At 56.3% G+C, this 15,171-nt stretch carries 12 protein-coding genes and 1 pseudogene; 12 read left to right on the top strand and 1 reads right to left on the bottom strand.

The genetic code is table 11. The features are described 5' to 3' along the window. The first annotated feature begins 244 nt into the window (after positions 1-244). The gene (locus G5171_RS06245) at positions 245-1,177 is read left to right on the top strand and encodes a LysR family transcriptional regulator (RefSeq protein ID WP_421250578.1); all 933 of its coding nucleotides are present in this window, start codon (positions 245-247) and stop codon (positions 1,175-1,177) included. Positions 1,178-1,260: 83 nt separating this feature from the next. Here G5171_RS06245 and G5171_RS06240 read toward each other — a convergent pair. Next, positions 1,261-1,533 (bottom strand): annotated as a pseudogene (locus G5171_RS06240) (aminotransferase class I/II-fold pyridoxal phosphate-dependent enzyme); the annotation flags it as partial. A 275-nt stretch (positions 1,534-1,808) separates the two neighbouring features. Here G5171_RS06240 and G5171_RS06235 point away from each other — a divergent pair. The 11 genes from G5171_RS06235 to purB all read left to right on the top strand — a co-directional run bounded on the left by G5171_RS06235 (position 1,809) and on the right by purB (position 15,066). Beyond that, positions 1,809-2,072, top strand: a complete 264-nt coding sequence (locus G5171_RS06235; RefSeq protein ID WP_421250579.1) for a hypothetical protein — start codon at positions 1,809-1,811, stop codon at positions 2,070-2,072. Between the two features lie 388 nt (positions 2,073-2,460). Then, positions 2,461-4,290 carry an AAA family ATPase gene (locus tag G5171_RS06230; protein WP_421259963.1) on the top strand — a complete coding sequence of 610 codons (1,830 nt, stop codon included), beginning with the start codon at positions 2,461-2,463 and terminating at the stop codon, positions 4,288-4,290. A gap of 657 nt (positions 4,291-4,947) precedes the next feature. Beyond that, positions 4,948-6,858 carry a PTS fructose transporter subunit IIABC gene (locus G5171_RS06225; protein ID WP_421259962.1) on the top strand — a complete coding sequence of 637 codons (1,911 nt, stop codon included), beginning with the start codon at positions 4,948-4,950 and terminating at the stop codon, positions 6,856-6,858. 588 nt (positions 6,859-7,446) lie between these two features. Then, a complete protein-coding gene (uhpT, locus tag G5171_RS06220; protein WP_005334609.1) occupies positions 7,447-8,853 on the top strand; it encodes a hexose-6-phosphate:phosphate antiporter in 1,407 nt (468 codons plus the stop codon). A gap of 219 nt (positions 8,854-9,072) precedes the next feature. Continuing rightward, complete coding sequence (locus G5171_RS06215) at positions 9,073-9,378, top strand: PTS fructose transporter subunit IIB (protein ID WP_005334611.1); 306 nt, start codon at positions 9,073-9,075, stop codon at positions 9,376-9,378. Beyond that, positions 9,378-10,145, top strand: a complete 768-nt coding sequence (locus G5171_RS06210; protein WP_201902712.1) for a PTS sugar transporter subunit IIA — start codon at positions 9,378-9,380, stop codon at positions 10,143-10,145. Before G5171_RS06215 ends, G5171_RS06210 begins: the two co-directional genes overlap by 1 nt. A 104-nt stretch (positions 10,146-10,249) precedes the next feature. After that, positions 10,250-11,173, top strand: coding sequence for a pseudouridine synthase (locus G5171_RS06205; protein ID WP_421259961.1), 924 nt, complete (start codon positions 10,250-10,252; stop codon positions 11,171-11,173). Then, positions 11,173-11,664: an NUDIX hydrolase gene (locus G5171_RS06200; protein ID WP_064339722.1), complete on the top strand. Its 492-nt coding sequence runs from the start codon at positions 11,173-11,175 to the stop codon at positions 11,662-11,664. Before G5171_RS06205 ends, G5171_RS06200 begins: the two co-directional genes overlap by 1 nt. Positions 11,665-11,821: 157 nt before the next feature. After that, on the top strand, positions 11,822-12,928 hold the full coding sequence (gene mnmA, locus G5171_RS06195; RefSeq protein WP_005353619.1) for a tRNA 2-thiouridine(34) synthase MnmA: 1,107 nt from the start codon (positions 11,822-11,824) through the stop codon (positions 12,926-12,928). Between the two features lie 23 nt (positions 12,929-12,951). Then, the gene (gene hflD, locus G5171_RS06190; protein ID WP_421259960.1) at positions 12,952-13,566 is read left to right on the top strand and encodes a high frequency lysogenization protein HflD; all 615 of its coding nucleotides are present in this window, start codon (positions 12,952-12,954) and stop codon (positions 13,564-13,566) included. A gap of 129 nt (positions 13,567-13,695) precedes the next feature. Continuing rightward, positions 13,696-15,066: an adenylosuccinate lyase gene (gene purB, locus G5171_RS06185; protein ID WP_005334624.1), complete on the top strand. Its 1,371-nt coding sequence runs from the start codon at positions 13,696-13,698 to the stop codon at positions 15,064-15,066. The last annotated feature ends 105 nt before the right edge of the window (positions 15,067-15,171 follow it).

The following is a 15,171-nucleotide window of genomic DNA, read 5'->3' as shown; positions in this document are numbered from 1 at the left end:
CAGTCTACGTGGTCAACATTCACCAGAAAAATAGACTGCAACCCAATAGGCATAGATAACATCTATAACCAGATGAAATTACGTGATCCCCAGCACCAAACCGGCTATCAGGTGGCAAAAATGTATTGAAAACAACGTGAAGGGAGCCACATAAAATAGCCTGTCAGCGAAGAGGATTATTTGACAGCCCATGGTGATTACACTAGCTTGGCGCACCACCCGCCCATGACCGGACGCCATATTCGTGGACAAGCATCTAAGACAATTTATTGCAGTAGCCACCCACAAAAATGTCAGTCTGGCCGCCAGGCAAATGGGACTCAGCCAGCCGACGCTGACACACAACATGAAAAAACTTGAGGAGAGTCTGGAAACGACCTTGCTGGTCAGGCACGCGGGCGGCGTGACGCTCACCGCTGCTGGAGAGCTGCTGCTGGAGCAGGCGCGCATGATGCAGCGGATCTACGATGATACCCTCAGGCAGCTGGCCACCCTGCGCGAGCGCACCGCACGACCGCTAAACGTGGGCACCGGACATGCATGGTGGCAACCGGTATTGCAGCCTGTCACCGCCCGCTATCAGCAGGCCAACCCATCCTGCGCCATCAATATTGAAGTCGGCAACCATCTGCGTCTGCTCGATCTGCTGTTGGGCAATCATATCGATCTGTTTCTCGGACATGAAATTCACGGGCTGGCCAAAAATTACAGCCTGATATTTATCCCGCTATTTATTTCTCACGATGGGGTATTTGTCAGAGCGGGCCATCCCCTCACAGGGAAAATATGCAGCAAGCAGGACCTGGTCGATTATCCCAGCCTGCTGGTGACGCCGGATGAGGATAAATATCTGCATCTGGTCGATGATTTGGCGAGAAAAAAGCAGGAACGCGCCGCCATGAAGTTAAATGACAAAATCATTTATAGCAGCAACTCCCTGCTCACCAGCATTGATATTGTCAATAACAGCAATGCTGTCATGCCTTATCCGGTGAGCATGGCTGGTTATTTTTCCCGATTCGGTATTGGCCAGCTGAATATGGGCGAAGAGTACAACAAGGGGACTATCGGTATTTATATCCCTCGCGAGAAGATCGATGAGCCCCACATTCAGATGTTGTGCCAGGACCTTCAGGCTCAGGTCACTTGCAATAGCCCCTTGATCGCCACCTTCTGAGCCCGCAATAACCGAGCCGAACGCCTCTATCAAGGTCACCGGCTGGATGAATCAACAGCTCATCCAGCCAGATATCCCAACCCTTACCCCACCTCCCCCAGCGCGCCGATCAGGGCGTCGAGTCCTTGATCTACTTTCGAGCGAGGGCAGCCGACGTTGAGGCGGATATAGCCTGTGCCTTCTGGGCCGTAGGTGTCGCCGCGCATGATGGCGACCCGGTATTTCTCCACCAGCAAAGCTTGCAGCGCATCCATCCGTTCGGTGGAGTCGATGCCAAGGCCGTTCAAATCAATCCAGGCGAGATAGGTTCCCTCTGGCACCCGATAGTCGATGGCGGGGAAAGCCGCGTTGAGCCGCTGCAGATAGGCGGCCCGTGAAATCGGTCGTCAGACGGCAAGGCGGATGCTGACCCAGATGCAGCAACCCGAGCTCGCCCCACCCGCCATATCATCACGGCTCACCAGCAAACCGCAAAAGCGAGCATCGACCAGAGGCACACGGCTGCGGCGCGCGGGCAAATAACAAAGAGGGGGCGCAAAATGTGAGCCTGCTCACTGCGCTGGCAAGGAGAGATTGAGAGTCAAGTGGAGAGGAATATGATGGGCGCCCGCATCTCTTCACGAGCCCCTTTATGAGCAACCCGCACGACCAGAATCCGCCAACTGAAATCCATCGCTGTGACAAATGCAGGGAGCGTACCCGTCATATCGTGGTGCTGGTCGCCCGCGATCACTGCCAGGACATCATGCCCAAGGATCCGCGCAAAGCCTTCTGGCAAGCCTTTACTTCCAGCAGCATCACCAACTGGGCGTTTGGTGAAACACTGGCCTACCAGACCACCCATGTAAAACATCTAATTTGCGAACGCTGCGGGGAGAAGTTTCTGGAGTATTGAGTGGCGGTAGTACCCGGCAAGAGGTGAAGCTCAGCTTGCACTCACAGCGCCAGGCGGACAGATAACACCCACTTAATGAGTAATTTATTGATCTCTGGCAGGTTTTTGCCCTGTCATGGTTTCATTCAATTTTAATCGAGATTAATATGCCTCAGTTGGAAACCGGCCTACCTAGGTTTATGCATCAAGCTGTTTGGCCACCATTTTATATGGACGAATTACTGCTGCAGAGTAGAGACCATAGTCTACAAATAGTGAAAATTGGTCTTAAAAAGAAGAGATAAATAGTATTCATAATTTATATATCATTCCGAATTAATCATTATCTCTCGACAAAAAATTTTATTTTTACATTTAATTATCACATCATCTCAATGACGGTAACTATATGAGATTACATGAAATAAGCATTAAGAATTTTAGGAAGCTTAGAGATTGCACCATTCATTTTAGAGATTCAACATTTTTAATAGGTGCTAATAATGCAGGTAAATCCAGTGTATTCTCTGCAATTAAACTATTACATAGTGCTGGTAACGCCATACGAGAAGACTATTCAAAGACATACAACGATGAGCAAGAGCTCTATGAGTATGCAGAAGAAATAGAAATTATCGCCCGATATCACAACTTACCGGATGACGCGAAGGAGTGGATAGGTTTTAAAGGTCGAGTTATTCATGTCGATACACCACTAAAAAATGAAACATCTAACAGTATCGTATATAAAAAAGTATGGTCTATCAAACAGTCAAAACCCAAATTTTACATGTTAGAATATCCTAAAAAACCAAAGGATGTTTTTTCAAATGCAATAAATGTATCAGATTTGGTTAGTGAAACATTCTCAGCAGACTTCTTGAGAGAGTTTTTTGGTGACACTAACTTCGACAAAAAAATATCCCTAAAAGCTAATCAAGAAAAACTGGAAGACCTAACCGATTACTGGGAGGTTCAAGATAATCAAGAACCGAAATGGGTTGAAAATCCTGGTGGAATACCAGGCAACGTATTATCTAAATTACCACGCATTGTAATTATTCCTGCTGAATCCTGCGTATCAGAACTTACATCTAGCAGTGGAGCATTACATTCACTCTTAGGTGATTTATTTGAACAAGTGCGCTCCACATCTGAAAACTACGAACAAGCACAAATATTTCTAAACAGATTGGCTTTAGAGCTCAACCCAAATGATATAGAAACTGACTTTGGCAAGCTCATAGAAGAGTTGAATGGAATGGCTCACAATCTATTTCCAGATTCATCTGTTCATGTTTCAGCAGCCCTAGACAAACCAGAAAAAACAATAAAACCTCAATTTTCGGTTGAGTTAGAAAGTAACGTCAAGACTGAGGTTTCTTATCAAGGCCATGGAATGATACGTGCAACTGCATTTCAACTGCTACGCTTTGTTCAAGAGTTTGTAAATAGAACGGCAGATAATCCAAGAAGTACAATATTTTGTTTTGAAGAACCTGAAATTTATTTGCATCCTTCCGCGGCAAATCAATTAAGAGATTCACTCTATGATTTAGCCGGGCCAAGCTGTCAAATAGTAGCAACAACTCACTCACCATACATGGTTAATCTAGGCACGGAAAAAAGTGTGAGCTTAACTAAATTTTCCTATAATGCAGACCGATTTACTGACACGACTTCATTCAACTTAGAAAGCGCATTTTCAAACCTTCAAGACAATGAAAAACAAAATCTTAAAATGCTACTCAAGATAGATGATTATATATCTCGAATGTTTTTTACGAACAAGTGTGTCTTTGTTGAAGGCGATACTGAAGAAGTTGTTGTGCGCGAAACTATTAAGAGATTATCTCCCGAAGATAAAGCTCGAGTTATCGGTAACTGTGAATTTTTAAGAGCTAGAGGAAAAGCCGTATTGATATCCATAGCCAAGTATCTTAATGCATTAGATGTTGAATATATTTTTATGCATGATAGAGATGCGGGAACAGCTAAAGCCGAAGCGATGAATGCACCTATTTTGGCTGAAACTGGAGCTGATCGAAGAATTATGATTGAAGAGTGTATTGAAGACCTTCTAGGCTATGATGCTCCATCGAGTGAAAAACCATACAAAGCATTTCAACATATATCCCAAAATTGGGACAATGATTTTAATGGTCTTCCTGAACGCTGGAAAACCATTTTTTTAGAATTATGTGCACCATATTTGGACCATCTAAAACCGATCCAATGAGCTCATAGGCTTGGGTAGCGAAGCATATTCAGACATTCGCGTAATCAACATCAATCCAGTAGGGTGCAATAAGCGCAGCGCATTGCACCTCTATCTTTGCCACCACCCAGCCTGCCCAAACAAGCGGTGCAATTCACTTTGTTTATTGCACCCTATGGTGCGCCAATGGCTGTGGTTTTTCTTGCCCGTTGTGGTGAGCTGTCTGGCACCGATGGTGCAACCCATTTATCCAGCTTGTTCTGCTCGCACCTCCTCTGCGTCCGCCCCTCGCATCCCGCCAGCGAGGCCATTTCTGTGCGTTGGCTCACATCCAGCAGCCATTTTTCACCTCACAAATTTATAGAAAGAGCGCGCCCATCCACTGCGTAAAAACTCACCGCACGGCCAAAACGCTGAACCACGAACAAACACAAACAATTGATTTTAATCATCAATAAAAATATGAGCGATTCAATCCGCCCCCATTTCAGCAGCTGTTCAGCTTTGCGATCAGGGTCACACTCAAAGTGATGGCGCACAAAAATCCAGTTATTCGCACATTTGTCCGATAGGGTGACCTCTCCCTCGGCGCGATAATAGTCGGGTCAATTTTGTCTGCATGCCGGCCTGCAAGGGCGGCATGCCAACAGGCTCCGGCAACGGAGCGGGGAGAGCGCCATGATAACCACCTTGATCAATGAACATCTGATCAACCTCGATTTGAAAGCGACGCGTAAGGAAGAGGTCTTCACCGAGATGGCCCGCCTGCTGGCGTCGCAAGGCAAGGTCAGCGACGAGCAGGCCTTTATCAAGGATCTGTGGGCCCGCGAAGAGCTGGGTAACACCGGCTTTGAAGAGGGCGTGGCCCTGCCCCACGCCAAGAGTGCGGCGGTATGCAATCCGGCGGTCGCCATCGGCATCAGCCGCAACGGCATCGAGTACGGCGCCGAAGATGGCAAGCCGTCCCACATTTTCTTTATGATCGCCTCCCCCGATGGCGGCGCCAACCACCATATCGAAGTGCTGGCCGAGCTCTCCGGCAAGCTGATCGAAGAGGGCTTTATCGCCAAACTGCTGGCGGCAAAAACCCCGGCCGATGCGCTGGCGCTGCTGCTGACCAAGAAAGAGGAGCAGAGCGCGGCCCCGACCACCAGCAAAGGCTTTATTATCGGTGTCACCGGCTGCCCGGCCGGTATCGCCCACACCTATCTGGCGGCCGAGTCGCTGGAGCGCGCCGCCAAGGAGCTGGGTTATGAGGTGAAGGTGGAGACCAACGGCTCCATCGGTGTCAAGAACAGCCCGACCGCAGACGAGATTGCCCGCGCCACCGCCATCGTGGTCGCCTGTGACAAGCAGGTGGACATGGCCCGCTTCGCTGGCAAGCCGCTCATCAAGACCGGCGTAAAAGCCCCCATCAAGGATGGCAAGGGTCTGATTGAGCAGGCGCTGAAAGCCCCCGCCTATGTGGCGGACAAGGATGAGAAGAAGGGTGACGAGAAGCGCGCCAGCGGCGGCAGCTCGGATCTCTATCGCTACCTGATGAACGGCGTATCGCACATGATCCCGTTCGTGGTGACCGGTGGTCTGCTTATCGCCCTGTCACTGGCCATCGGCGGTAACCCGACCCCGAGCGGCATGCAGATCCCGGAAGGGAGCATGTGGAACCAGATCCTCAACGTGGGCGTGGCCGCCTTCACCCTGATGATCCCCATTCTGGCGGGCTATATCGCCTACGCCATCGGTGACCGTCCGGCACTGGCGCCGGGCTTTATCGGCGGCTGGATCGCCAACAACGGCAGCTTCTACGGCGCTGATGCCGGGACCGGCTTTATCGGTGCCATCATCGCGGGCCTGTTGGTCGGTTATCTGGTGCGCTGGATTGCCACCCGTCAGTACCACAAGATGGTGCAACCGCTAGTGCCGATCCTGATCGCCCCCATCATCGGGTCGCTCTTTATCGCTGCGGTCTTTATCTTCATCATCGGCGCCCCGATTGCCGACATGATGACTGGCCTGAACGCCATGCTGCTCTCCATGAGCGGTGGCAGTCTGGTGCTGCTGGGTATCGTGCTGGGTGGTATGGCTGGTTTTGATATGGGTGGCCCGGTCAACAAGGTGGCCTTCCTGTTCTCGGTGGGCATGATTGCCTCCGGTCAGACCCAGTTTATGGGTGCCATGGCCTGCGCCATCCCGGCTGCCCCTCTTGGCATGTCGCTGGCGACCGTGCTCGGTCGCAAGCTCGGTATCTTCGATGCCTCTGAAATCGAAGCGGGCAAAGCCGCCGGTGCCATGGGTCTGGTGGGAATCTCCGAAGGGGCGATTCCGTTCGCCGCCCGTGACCCGCTGGCCGTTATCCCGGCCAACATTCTGGGCAGCATGACCGCCGCCGTGATGGCCTTCCTGTTCGGCATCACCAACAGCGTTGCCCACGGTGGCCCCATCGTGGCCCTGCTGGGCGCCGTCAACAAGCCGCTGCTGGCCCTGCTCTGCATGATCTGCGGCGCCATCGTCACCGGCGTGGTGGCGGTTGCCCTGAAAAAGCTGCGAGTCAAAAAGAGTGACGAGGTGACCCTGGCCAAGGTGGCCTGAGTCCCCCCTCGCCATCGCGGCTCGTAGAGCATAAAAGAGGCCACCCCACGGGGTGGCCTCTTGTTTTTTGGGGATAGCTGGCGAGCCGTATTTCCCAAAATCGCCCCCCGAGAAATGGTGGTCAATCAGCCCTCTCCCTTCACTTTTCCCCTTACCTTTCCCTGGCTCCCTTCTGGCCTATCCATCCCACCAGCCCAGCCCAGCCCAGCCCAGCCCAGCACTCGCACAAAGCGCCAAACTGGCTGAAATGGCAGCAATCCGGCGTCAGCGGTGTGATGTTTCTCACGCTTTGTCCGCGAAAGCGCAAAAACTAGGAAAATTTCCTAGCCCCACTAGGGATGGCTCTCAAGCCATTTTTTGCCCCTCTTATTAGAGTCACCCCACCTGATGTCGTGACCCGCACCGCGACGGGCAATGTGCCCCGTCATCCCGTGCCGGGCCCGGGTTTATATGGATGGAGCGTCGAGCGCAGCAACGGCTGACAGCCCCGACGTTCCGTTCCCCCTTCCGTGGCGTGACCTCGAACAACCTATCTACAAATGAGGGGCGCGGCGGAAATACCGTCTATCTCGCAGAGGATGAACGAAGATGTTGAAATTGCTCCAACAGGTCCGGGTCCCCACCCTCGACCTGCCGGTCGAAGCCCGGCGCAAGCTCTGGTTCAAGCCGTTTATGCAATCTTATCTGGTTGTATTTATTGGCTATTTGACCATGTATCTGATCCGCAAGAACTTCAACATTGCGCAAAATGACATGATCCAGGAGTACGGTCTCTCCATGACCGAGCTTGGCATGATCGGCCTTGGCTTCTCCATCACCTACGGGGTGGGCAAGACCATCGTCTCCTACTATGCCGACGGCAAGAACACCAAGCAGTTCCTGCCGCTGATGCTGATCCTCTCCGCGCTCTGCATGCTGGGCTTCAGTGCCAGCATGGGCGGCACCGGTTTCAGCCTCTACTTCATGATCTTCTTCTATGCCCTGAGCGGTTTCTTCCAGAGCTGTGGTGGCTCGTGCAGCTACTCCACCATCACCAAGTGGACCCCTCGCAACAAGCGCGGCACCTATCTGGGCATGTGGAACCTCTCCCACAACGTGGGCGGTGCCGGTGCGGCCGGTGTGGCGCTGTTCGGTGCCAACTACCTGTTCGATGGCAACGTGCTCGGCATGTTTATCTTCCCCTCCATCATCGCGCTGATCGTCGGTTTTATCGGCCTGCGCTTTGGTAGTGATTCACCGGAAGCCTATGGCCTTGGCAAGGTGGAAGAGCTGTTTGACGAAGTGGCGAGCGAAGAGGATATCGCGACCGAAGAGCAGAAGCTGACCAAGTGGCAGATCTTCGTGAAGTACGTGCTGCTCAACAAGGTGATCTGGCTGCTCTGCTTTGCCAACATCTTCCTCTACGTGGTGCGTATCGGTATCGACCAGTGGTCCACCGTCTATGCCCACCAGGAGCTGGGCTTCTCCAAAGACGTGGCTATTCAGGGCTTTACCTTCTTCGAAGTGGGCGCACTGGTCGGCACCCTGATGTGGGGTTACCTCTCCGATCTGGCCAATGGCCGTCGTGGTCTGGTTGCCTGCGTGGCGCTGGCGCTGATCATCGCCACCCTGGGTCTCTACCAGCATGCGACTACCCAGTTTATGTTCCTGGGCTCCCTGTTCACCCTAGGCTTCCTGGTGTTTGGTCCGCAACTGCTGATCGGCGTCGCCGCCGTAGGCTTCGTCCCCAAGCAGGGCATCAGCGTGGCTGATGGCGTCAAGGGCACCTTTGCCTACCTCATCGGTGACAGCTTCGCCAAACTGGGTCTGGGCATGATCGCCGATGGCACCCCCATCTTCGGTCTGACCGGCTGGACCGGCACCTTCGCCGCGCTGGATATCGCAGCCGCCGCCTGTCTGGTACTGATGGGTTGTGTCGCGGTCGCCGAAGAGCGCAAGATCCGCCGCATCAAGCGCGAACTGAAAGCCGCCGAACTGGCCGCCCAGACCGCCTGATAGCCATAACAACAGACGCAGATTGTTCAGGGCCACCCACCGGGGTGGCCCTTGTTGTTTGGAGCAACCAGCCACCCGACTGGCCCGGCATGAGCCTGCACTGCCGTTCAAGGGGCAGGCATATCCCCATCAAGATCCCACTTTTCATATGCGCTTTTGGTAAAAGCCCCCCGCTGGCGCTATCTTGTTGCTCCCCCTTGTCAGCATCACAGAGAGCAGATGAAGATCGTCGCCGTCACCGCTTGCCCGACCGGTATTGCCCATACCTATATGGCTGCCGATGCCCTGCAAAAAGCCGCCACTGGGCTGGGACTCAAGATCAAGGTCGAGACACAGGGCGCCATGGGCATGGAGAACATGCTGACCGCCCGCGATATTGCCAGCGCCGACCTGGTGCTGATTGCTTCCGATATCGAGATTGAGCAGAAAGAGCGCTTCCTCGGCTGCACCATCCATCAGGTGAGACTGGAAACCGTGCTGCTGGATGCCAACGCCGTACTCAAGGCCCTGCCGATCCCGGCCTGATGCTGACCCGCGAAATCACCTTCTACTGCCAGCAGGGGTTGAGCATCACCCAGGCCAAGCAGTTGAACCGGCTGGCGGGGATGTTCAAATCCACCATCCGCTGTGCCAACCTCACCCGGCGCCAGACCGTTGCCGCCAGCAACCAGCTCTCCCTGTTGACCCTCGCCACCCAGCCCGGCGATCTCTGCCAGTTGCAAATTGAAGGGTGCGATGCCGAGCTCGCCCACATGGCCTTCACCTGCTGGTGCGGGGAGCTGGGTCAACCGCTGGTGCGCCCGCGCACCGCCGCGCTGGCGGAGTTGCGACTGGCAAACGCCTTGCCCGACTACCATTTTGCCCTGCGCCAGCTGGCCCACAGCCCCGAACCGCTGACCAAAGCCGAAGCCCTCGAGCATCTGATCGATCTGCTGCCCACCGAGCTGATCACCGACCGCGCCACACTGACCGCCGCAGTGGAGCGGCGCGAGCAGGTCTCGGCCACCATCATCCGCCCCGGCCTTGCCATGCCTCATGTATTGAGCGAAGGGATCAGCCAACCAGCGCTGACCCTGCTCAATTGCAAGGAGCCCATCGAGTGGGGCTCTCAAATCGGGCCGGTGCAGACCATTATTCTGCTGGCGGTGCCGATTGGTAGCGGACGGGAGACCCTGCGCCCCCTCACCCGACTGGCGCAGGCGATGATCGACGATGTGGTTAGCCACGCCCTGCTGTTGGCGGGCTCGGCCCCCGCCCGTCAGGCTATCGTCATAGAGAGCCTGCTAAGCTAGGCGAATTGGCTCCGGGCACTGCTTGCTGTAACGCCAGCCATTCATCCAGCCCTCAGCACCCTGTGGTACACTCGCTGCCATCGTCTGTCTGAAGTGTGTATCCGATGAAATCTCCCCGCTCCCGTCTCTCTGTCAACCGTACGCCGCGCGATAACGCCCCGCGCACGACTACCAAACCAGCCGCACCCCGCCATGCATCCCCCCGCAAACCGGAGCTGGCCCCAGAGGATCGCAAATTGCTCCTGCTGAACAAGCCCTATATGGTGCTCTGCCAGTTCACCGACGAGGCGGGCCGCGAGACTCTCAAGGATTACATCAAAGAGCCCGGCATCTATGCCGCAGGGCGGCTCGATCGCGACAGCGAGGGGCTGCTGCTGCTCACCAACGATGGCAAGCTGCAGGCGCGCCTCACCCAGCCGGGGGAGAAGACCCCCAAGACCTACTGGGTGCAGGTGGAAGGGCTCCCGAGCGAGGAGAAACTGGCCGCCCTGCGCGCCGGTGTGGAGCTCAATGACGGCATGACCCTGCCCGCCGGGGCGCGCATCATGGATGCACCTGCGGTGTGGCCGCGCAATCCGCCCATTCGCGAGCGCAAGGAGATCCCCACCAGCTGGCTGGAGATCAAGATCATCGAGGGGCGCAACCGGCAGGTACGGCGGATGACCGCCCATATCGGCCACCCCACCTTGCGCCTTATTCGCTACGCCATCGGTGACTGGACCCTGGATGGTCTGGCACCCGGCGAGAGCCGCGCCCTGCCCGCCCCCGAGCTGGCGCCGAGCTCCAGCCGCAGCCCTCGTCCCTCCTCATCCCGTTCAGGCGCTCATACCGCCAAACCGGCCAAACCGGCAGGAGATGCGCCACGGCGGGCCAGCCAGCCGAGACGGGACGAGCGTCCCCGCAGCACTCACCCAACCGAGCGTTCAACCTCAAGCCCGACTGGCGGCAAAACCCGCAGCAGCGGGCGAGGAACGGCACGCAGACCCGCCCGAGCGGGCAATCCCAATAGCAACGACAAGGGGTCATGATGAGCAATCAGGCAGAGCAATCGGCCACCAGCCACGCCCGCATGGAGGCGCGCCTGACGGTCGCCGCCCTGGTGCAGTGGCAGGGGCGCTTTCTGGTGGTGGAAGAGGAGATAAAAGGCCAGCGCCGTTTCAACCAGCCCGCCGGCCATGTGGAGCCGGGGGAAAACCTGCTTGAAGCGGCCTGTCGCGAACTGAAAGAGGAGACGGGGCTGACCGCCACACCGACCGCCTGGCTTGGCACCTATCTCTACAAACCGGCCGACAGCGAGGCCACCTATGTGCGCACCGCCATCATCTTCGACCTTGAAAAAGCGCCGGGTCAGCACCATCCAGAGGATCCTGACGGCGATGTGCTGGCTTGCCACTGGCTCACTCTGGAAGAAATAGCGGAATGCAAACCGGCCCTGCGCAGCCCCTTGGTATGGCAGTGCATTCAGGATTATCTGGCGGGAACACGGCTGCCACTCTCGGCCCTCAAGGCCTTTATATGAGGCCATTTGACACTCTTTTTCGGCGACAAAGGCCAACAACAGAAAAACGATTTCCTGCTATCAGGCTCCTGATGGGAACTGCGGCATGGATATGTGACCGGGGGCGCAAAACTCTGGTAGAATACGCCCCGTTTAAACGAACTGGTAACTTCGACTAATGACAGACAACAGCCAAATCAAGGTGATCGTCGGCATGTCCGGCGGCGTGGATTCTTCCGTCTCGGCCTACCTGCTCCAGCAGCAGGGCTATCAGGTCGAAGGCTTGTTCATGAAGAACTGGGAAGAAGACGACACGGACGAGTACTGCTCTGCCGCCCAGGATTTGGCTGATGCCAAGGCCGTCTGCGACAAGCTGGGGATGAAACTCCACACCATCAACTTCGCGGCCGAGTACTGGGACAACGTGTTCGAGCACTTCCTCGAAGAGTACAAGGCTGGCCGCACGCCGAACCCGGATATCCTGTGCAACAAGGAGATCAAGTTCAAGGCGTTCCTCGAATTTGCCGCCGAAGAGCTGGGTGCCACCTACATCGCCACCGGCCACTATGTGCGCCGTGACGACAGCACAGGCCGCCCGCGCCTGCTGCGCGGTCTCGATACCAACAAGGATCAGAGCTACTTCCTCTATACCCTGAGCGAGAAGCAAGTGGGTCAGAGCCTGTTCCCGGTTGGCGATCTGGAGAAGCCCGAGGTGCGCCGCATCGCCGAGCAGCTGGATCTCATCACCGCCAAGAAGAAAGACTCCACCGGCATCTGCTTTATCGGCGAGCGCAAGTTCAAGGACTTCCTGGCCAAGTTTCTGCCCGCCCAGCCCGGCAAAATCGAGACCGTGGATGGCAAGGTGATCGGCGAGCATCAGGGTCTGATGTATCACACCCTGGGCCAGCGCAAGGGGCTCGGTATCGGTGGTCGCAAAGATGCCACCGAAGAGGCCTGGTATGTGGTCGACAAAGAGGTCGAGCGCAACGTGCTGGTGGTGGCGCAGGGCGAACATCCCCGCCTCTACTCCGATGGTTTGATTGCCAGCCAGTTGCACTGGGTGGATCGCACCCCCATTCGCGAACCGCGTCGCTGCACCGTCAAGACCCGCTACCGCCAGCAGGATATCCCCTGCCTGATCCAGCCCATCGACGACGAGACCATCCGGGTCATCTTCGACGAGAAACAGGCTGCGGTCACCCCGGGCCAGTCCGCCGTCTTCTACGACGGGGAAGTGTGTCTGGGCGGCGGCATCATCGAACAACGTTTCAGCCATCCGGTTTGAATCCTTAACAGAAGGCAGCAGACGTGAACGATAAATTCCAAGACAGAACAATGGCCTTTGCCGGCATCTGCCAGGCCGCGTATCTGGTGCAGAAGGTGGCCCGAGACGGCAGCTGTGACGAGGCCGCCCTGCGCGAGAGCCTCTCCAGCATTCTGGTGACCAACCCGAGCCAGCCGCTCGAGGTGTTCAACAACACCCATCTGGCCATTCGCGACGGCTACCGTGCGCTGGTCGAGCAGCTAGGTGCCGACGGCAGCCAGAAGAATGCCGAGCTGACCCGCTACGTGGTCAGCCTGATTGCACTGGAGCGCAAGCTGGCCAAGCGCAAAGACATTCTCAATATGCTGGGTGAGCGGATCAGCCAGATCGGTCGCCAGCAACAGCACTTCGATCTGCTCGACGAGCAGATTTTGGCCAACATGGCGAGCATCTACAGCGATCTTATCAGCCCCATCGGGCCGCGCATCCAGGTGGCGGGTACCCCGCTGTTCCTGCAGCAACCGCTGGTGCAGCACAAGGTGCGCGCCCTGCTGCTGGCAGGCATTCGTGCCTGCGTGCTGTGGCGTCAGCTCGGTGGCAGCCGCACCCAAATCATCTTCGCTCGCAAGAAGATGGTGGAGCTGGCCAAACGTTACTAATCATCGGCTCGCGCGCGGGCAAGCGAGGTCGACATCAGGGTGAACAGCCGCACATCCGCCTTGATGACAACTCAGCCCCACGCGCGAGTGGATACGGATCCCCCACACAAATCATCAGGAGTTCACCCCATGGAGCTGTCCGCGCTGACTGCTGTTTCCCCGATTGACGGTCGTTATGGCGACAAGGCCGATGCCCTGCGCCCTATCTTCTCCGAATTCGGCCTGCTGCGTTTTCGCGTCGAAGTCGAGGTGCGCTGGTTGCAAAAACTGGCCAGCCACGCCGGGATCCCGGAAGTCCCTGCCCTGAGCGCGGCCGCCAACGCCCTGCTCGATGGCATAGTCAGCAACTTCAACGAGAGTGACGCCGCCCGTATCAAACAGATCGAGCGCACCACCAACCATGATGTGAAAGCGGTGGAGTACTTCCTCAAAGAGAAAGTCGAAGTGAACCCGGAGCTGGCGGCTGTCAGCGAGTTCATCCACTTCGCCTGCACCTCGGAAGACATCAACAACAACTCCCACGGTCTGATGCTGAAAACCGCTCGCGAAGAGGTCATCAAGCCTTATTGCGAGAAACTGATCAGCGAGCTCAAGCGTCTGGCTCACGAGTACCGTGACATGCCGCTGCTCTCCCGTACCCACGGCCAGCCGGCGACCCCGAGCACCATGGGCAAGGAGATGGCCAACGTCGCCTACCGTCTGGAGCGCCAGTTCAAGCAGATCATGGCGGTGGAGATCCTCGGCAAGATCAACGGTGCGGTCGGCAACTACAACGCCCACCTCAGTGCCTACCCGGATGTGGACTGGCACCAGTTCTCCGAGGAGTTTGTTACCTCCCTGGGTCTGACATGGAACCCCTACACCACTCAGATCGAGCCGCACGACTATATCGCCGAGCTGTTCGACGCCATGGCCCGCTTCAACACCATCCTGATCGACTTCGACCGCGATGTGTGGGGTTACATCTCCCTGGGTCACTTCAAGCAGCGCACCATCGCGGGGGAAATCGGCTCCTCCACCATGCCGCACAAGGTCAACCCCATCGACTTCGAGAACTCCGAAGGCAATCTGGGTCTGGCCAACGCCGTGTTCCAGCATCTGGCGAGCAAGCTGCCCATCTCCCGCTGGCAGCGTGATCTGACCGACTCTACCGTGCTGCGCAACCTGGGTGTGGCAGTGGGTTACTCCCTGATTGCCTATCAGGCGACCCTCAAGGGCATCTCCAAGCTGGAAGCCAACGACGCAGCCATGGCTGCCGATCTGGATGCCAACTGGGAAGTGCTGGCCGAGCCGATCCAGACCGTGATGCGCCGCTACGGTATCGAGAAGCCTTACGAGAAGCTCAAGGAGCTGACCCGTGGTCGCCGCGTCGATGCTGAAGGGATGCGCACATTTATCGACACCCTGGAGTTGCCGGAAGCGGTCAAGGTCGAGCTGAAGAAGCTGACCCCGGCCAACTACATCGGCGACGCCCAGCGTCTGGTCGATCTGCTGAAGTAAGCCAACCGGCAGTGACGAAGGGGCCCTGTGCACGATACGCCACAGGGCCCCTGTTATTTTCCCTGCCACGGCAGGATCCCGAGTGGCTTTTCCCAAGCCCGCCTT

The organism is Aeromonas sp. 600774 (genome assembly GCF_049175075.1).
In the GTDB taxonomy this organism is placed as follows: domain Bacteria; phylum Pseudomonadota; class Gammaproteobacteria; order Enterobacterales; family Aeromonadaceae; genus Aeromonas; species Aeromonas veronii_A.
This window is presented reverse-complemented; position numbering and strand designations above follow the sequence as displayed.

Coding starts and splice junctions, on each gene's coding strand:
- G5171_RS06235 (WP_421250579.1), top strand. CDS start 1,809: ATGAGCAACCCGCACGACCAGAATCCGCCAACTGAAATCCATCGCTGT.
- G5171_RS06230 (WP_421259963.1), top strand. CDS start 2,461: ATGAGATTACATGAAATAAGCATTAAGAATTTTAGGAAGCTTAGAGAT.
- G5171_RS06225 (WP_421259962.1), top strand. CDS start 4,948: ATGATAACCACCTTGATCAATGAACATCTGATCAACCTCGATTTGAAA.
- uhpT (WP_005334609.1), top strand. CDS start 7,447: ATGTTGAAATTGCTCCAACAGGTCCGGGTCCCCACCCTCGACCTGCCG.
- G5171_RS06215 (WP_005334611.1), top strand. CDS start 9,073: ATGAAGATCGTCGCCGTCACCGCTTGCCCGACCGGTATTGCCCATACC.
- G5171_RS06210 (WP_201902712.1), top strand. CDS start 9,378: ATGCTGACCCGCGAAATCACCTTCTACTGCCAGCAGGGGTTGAGCATC.
- G5171_RS06205 (WP_421259961.1), top strand. CDS start 10,250: ATGAAATCTCCCCGCTCCCGTCTCTCTGTCAACCGTACGCCGCGCGAT.
- G5171_RS06200 (WP_064339722.1), top strand. CDS start 11,173: ATGAGCAATCAGGCAGAGCAATCGGCCACCAGCCACGCCCGCATGGAG.
- mnmA (WP_005353619.1), top strand. CDS start 11,822: ATGACAGACAACAGCCAAATCAAGGTGATCGTCGGCATGTCCGGCGGC.
- purB (WP_005334624.1), top strand. CDS start 13,696: ATGGAGCTGTCCGCGCTGACTGCTGTTTCCCCGATTGACGGTCGTTAT.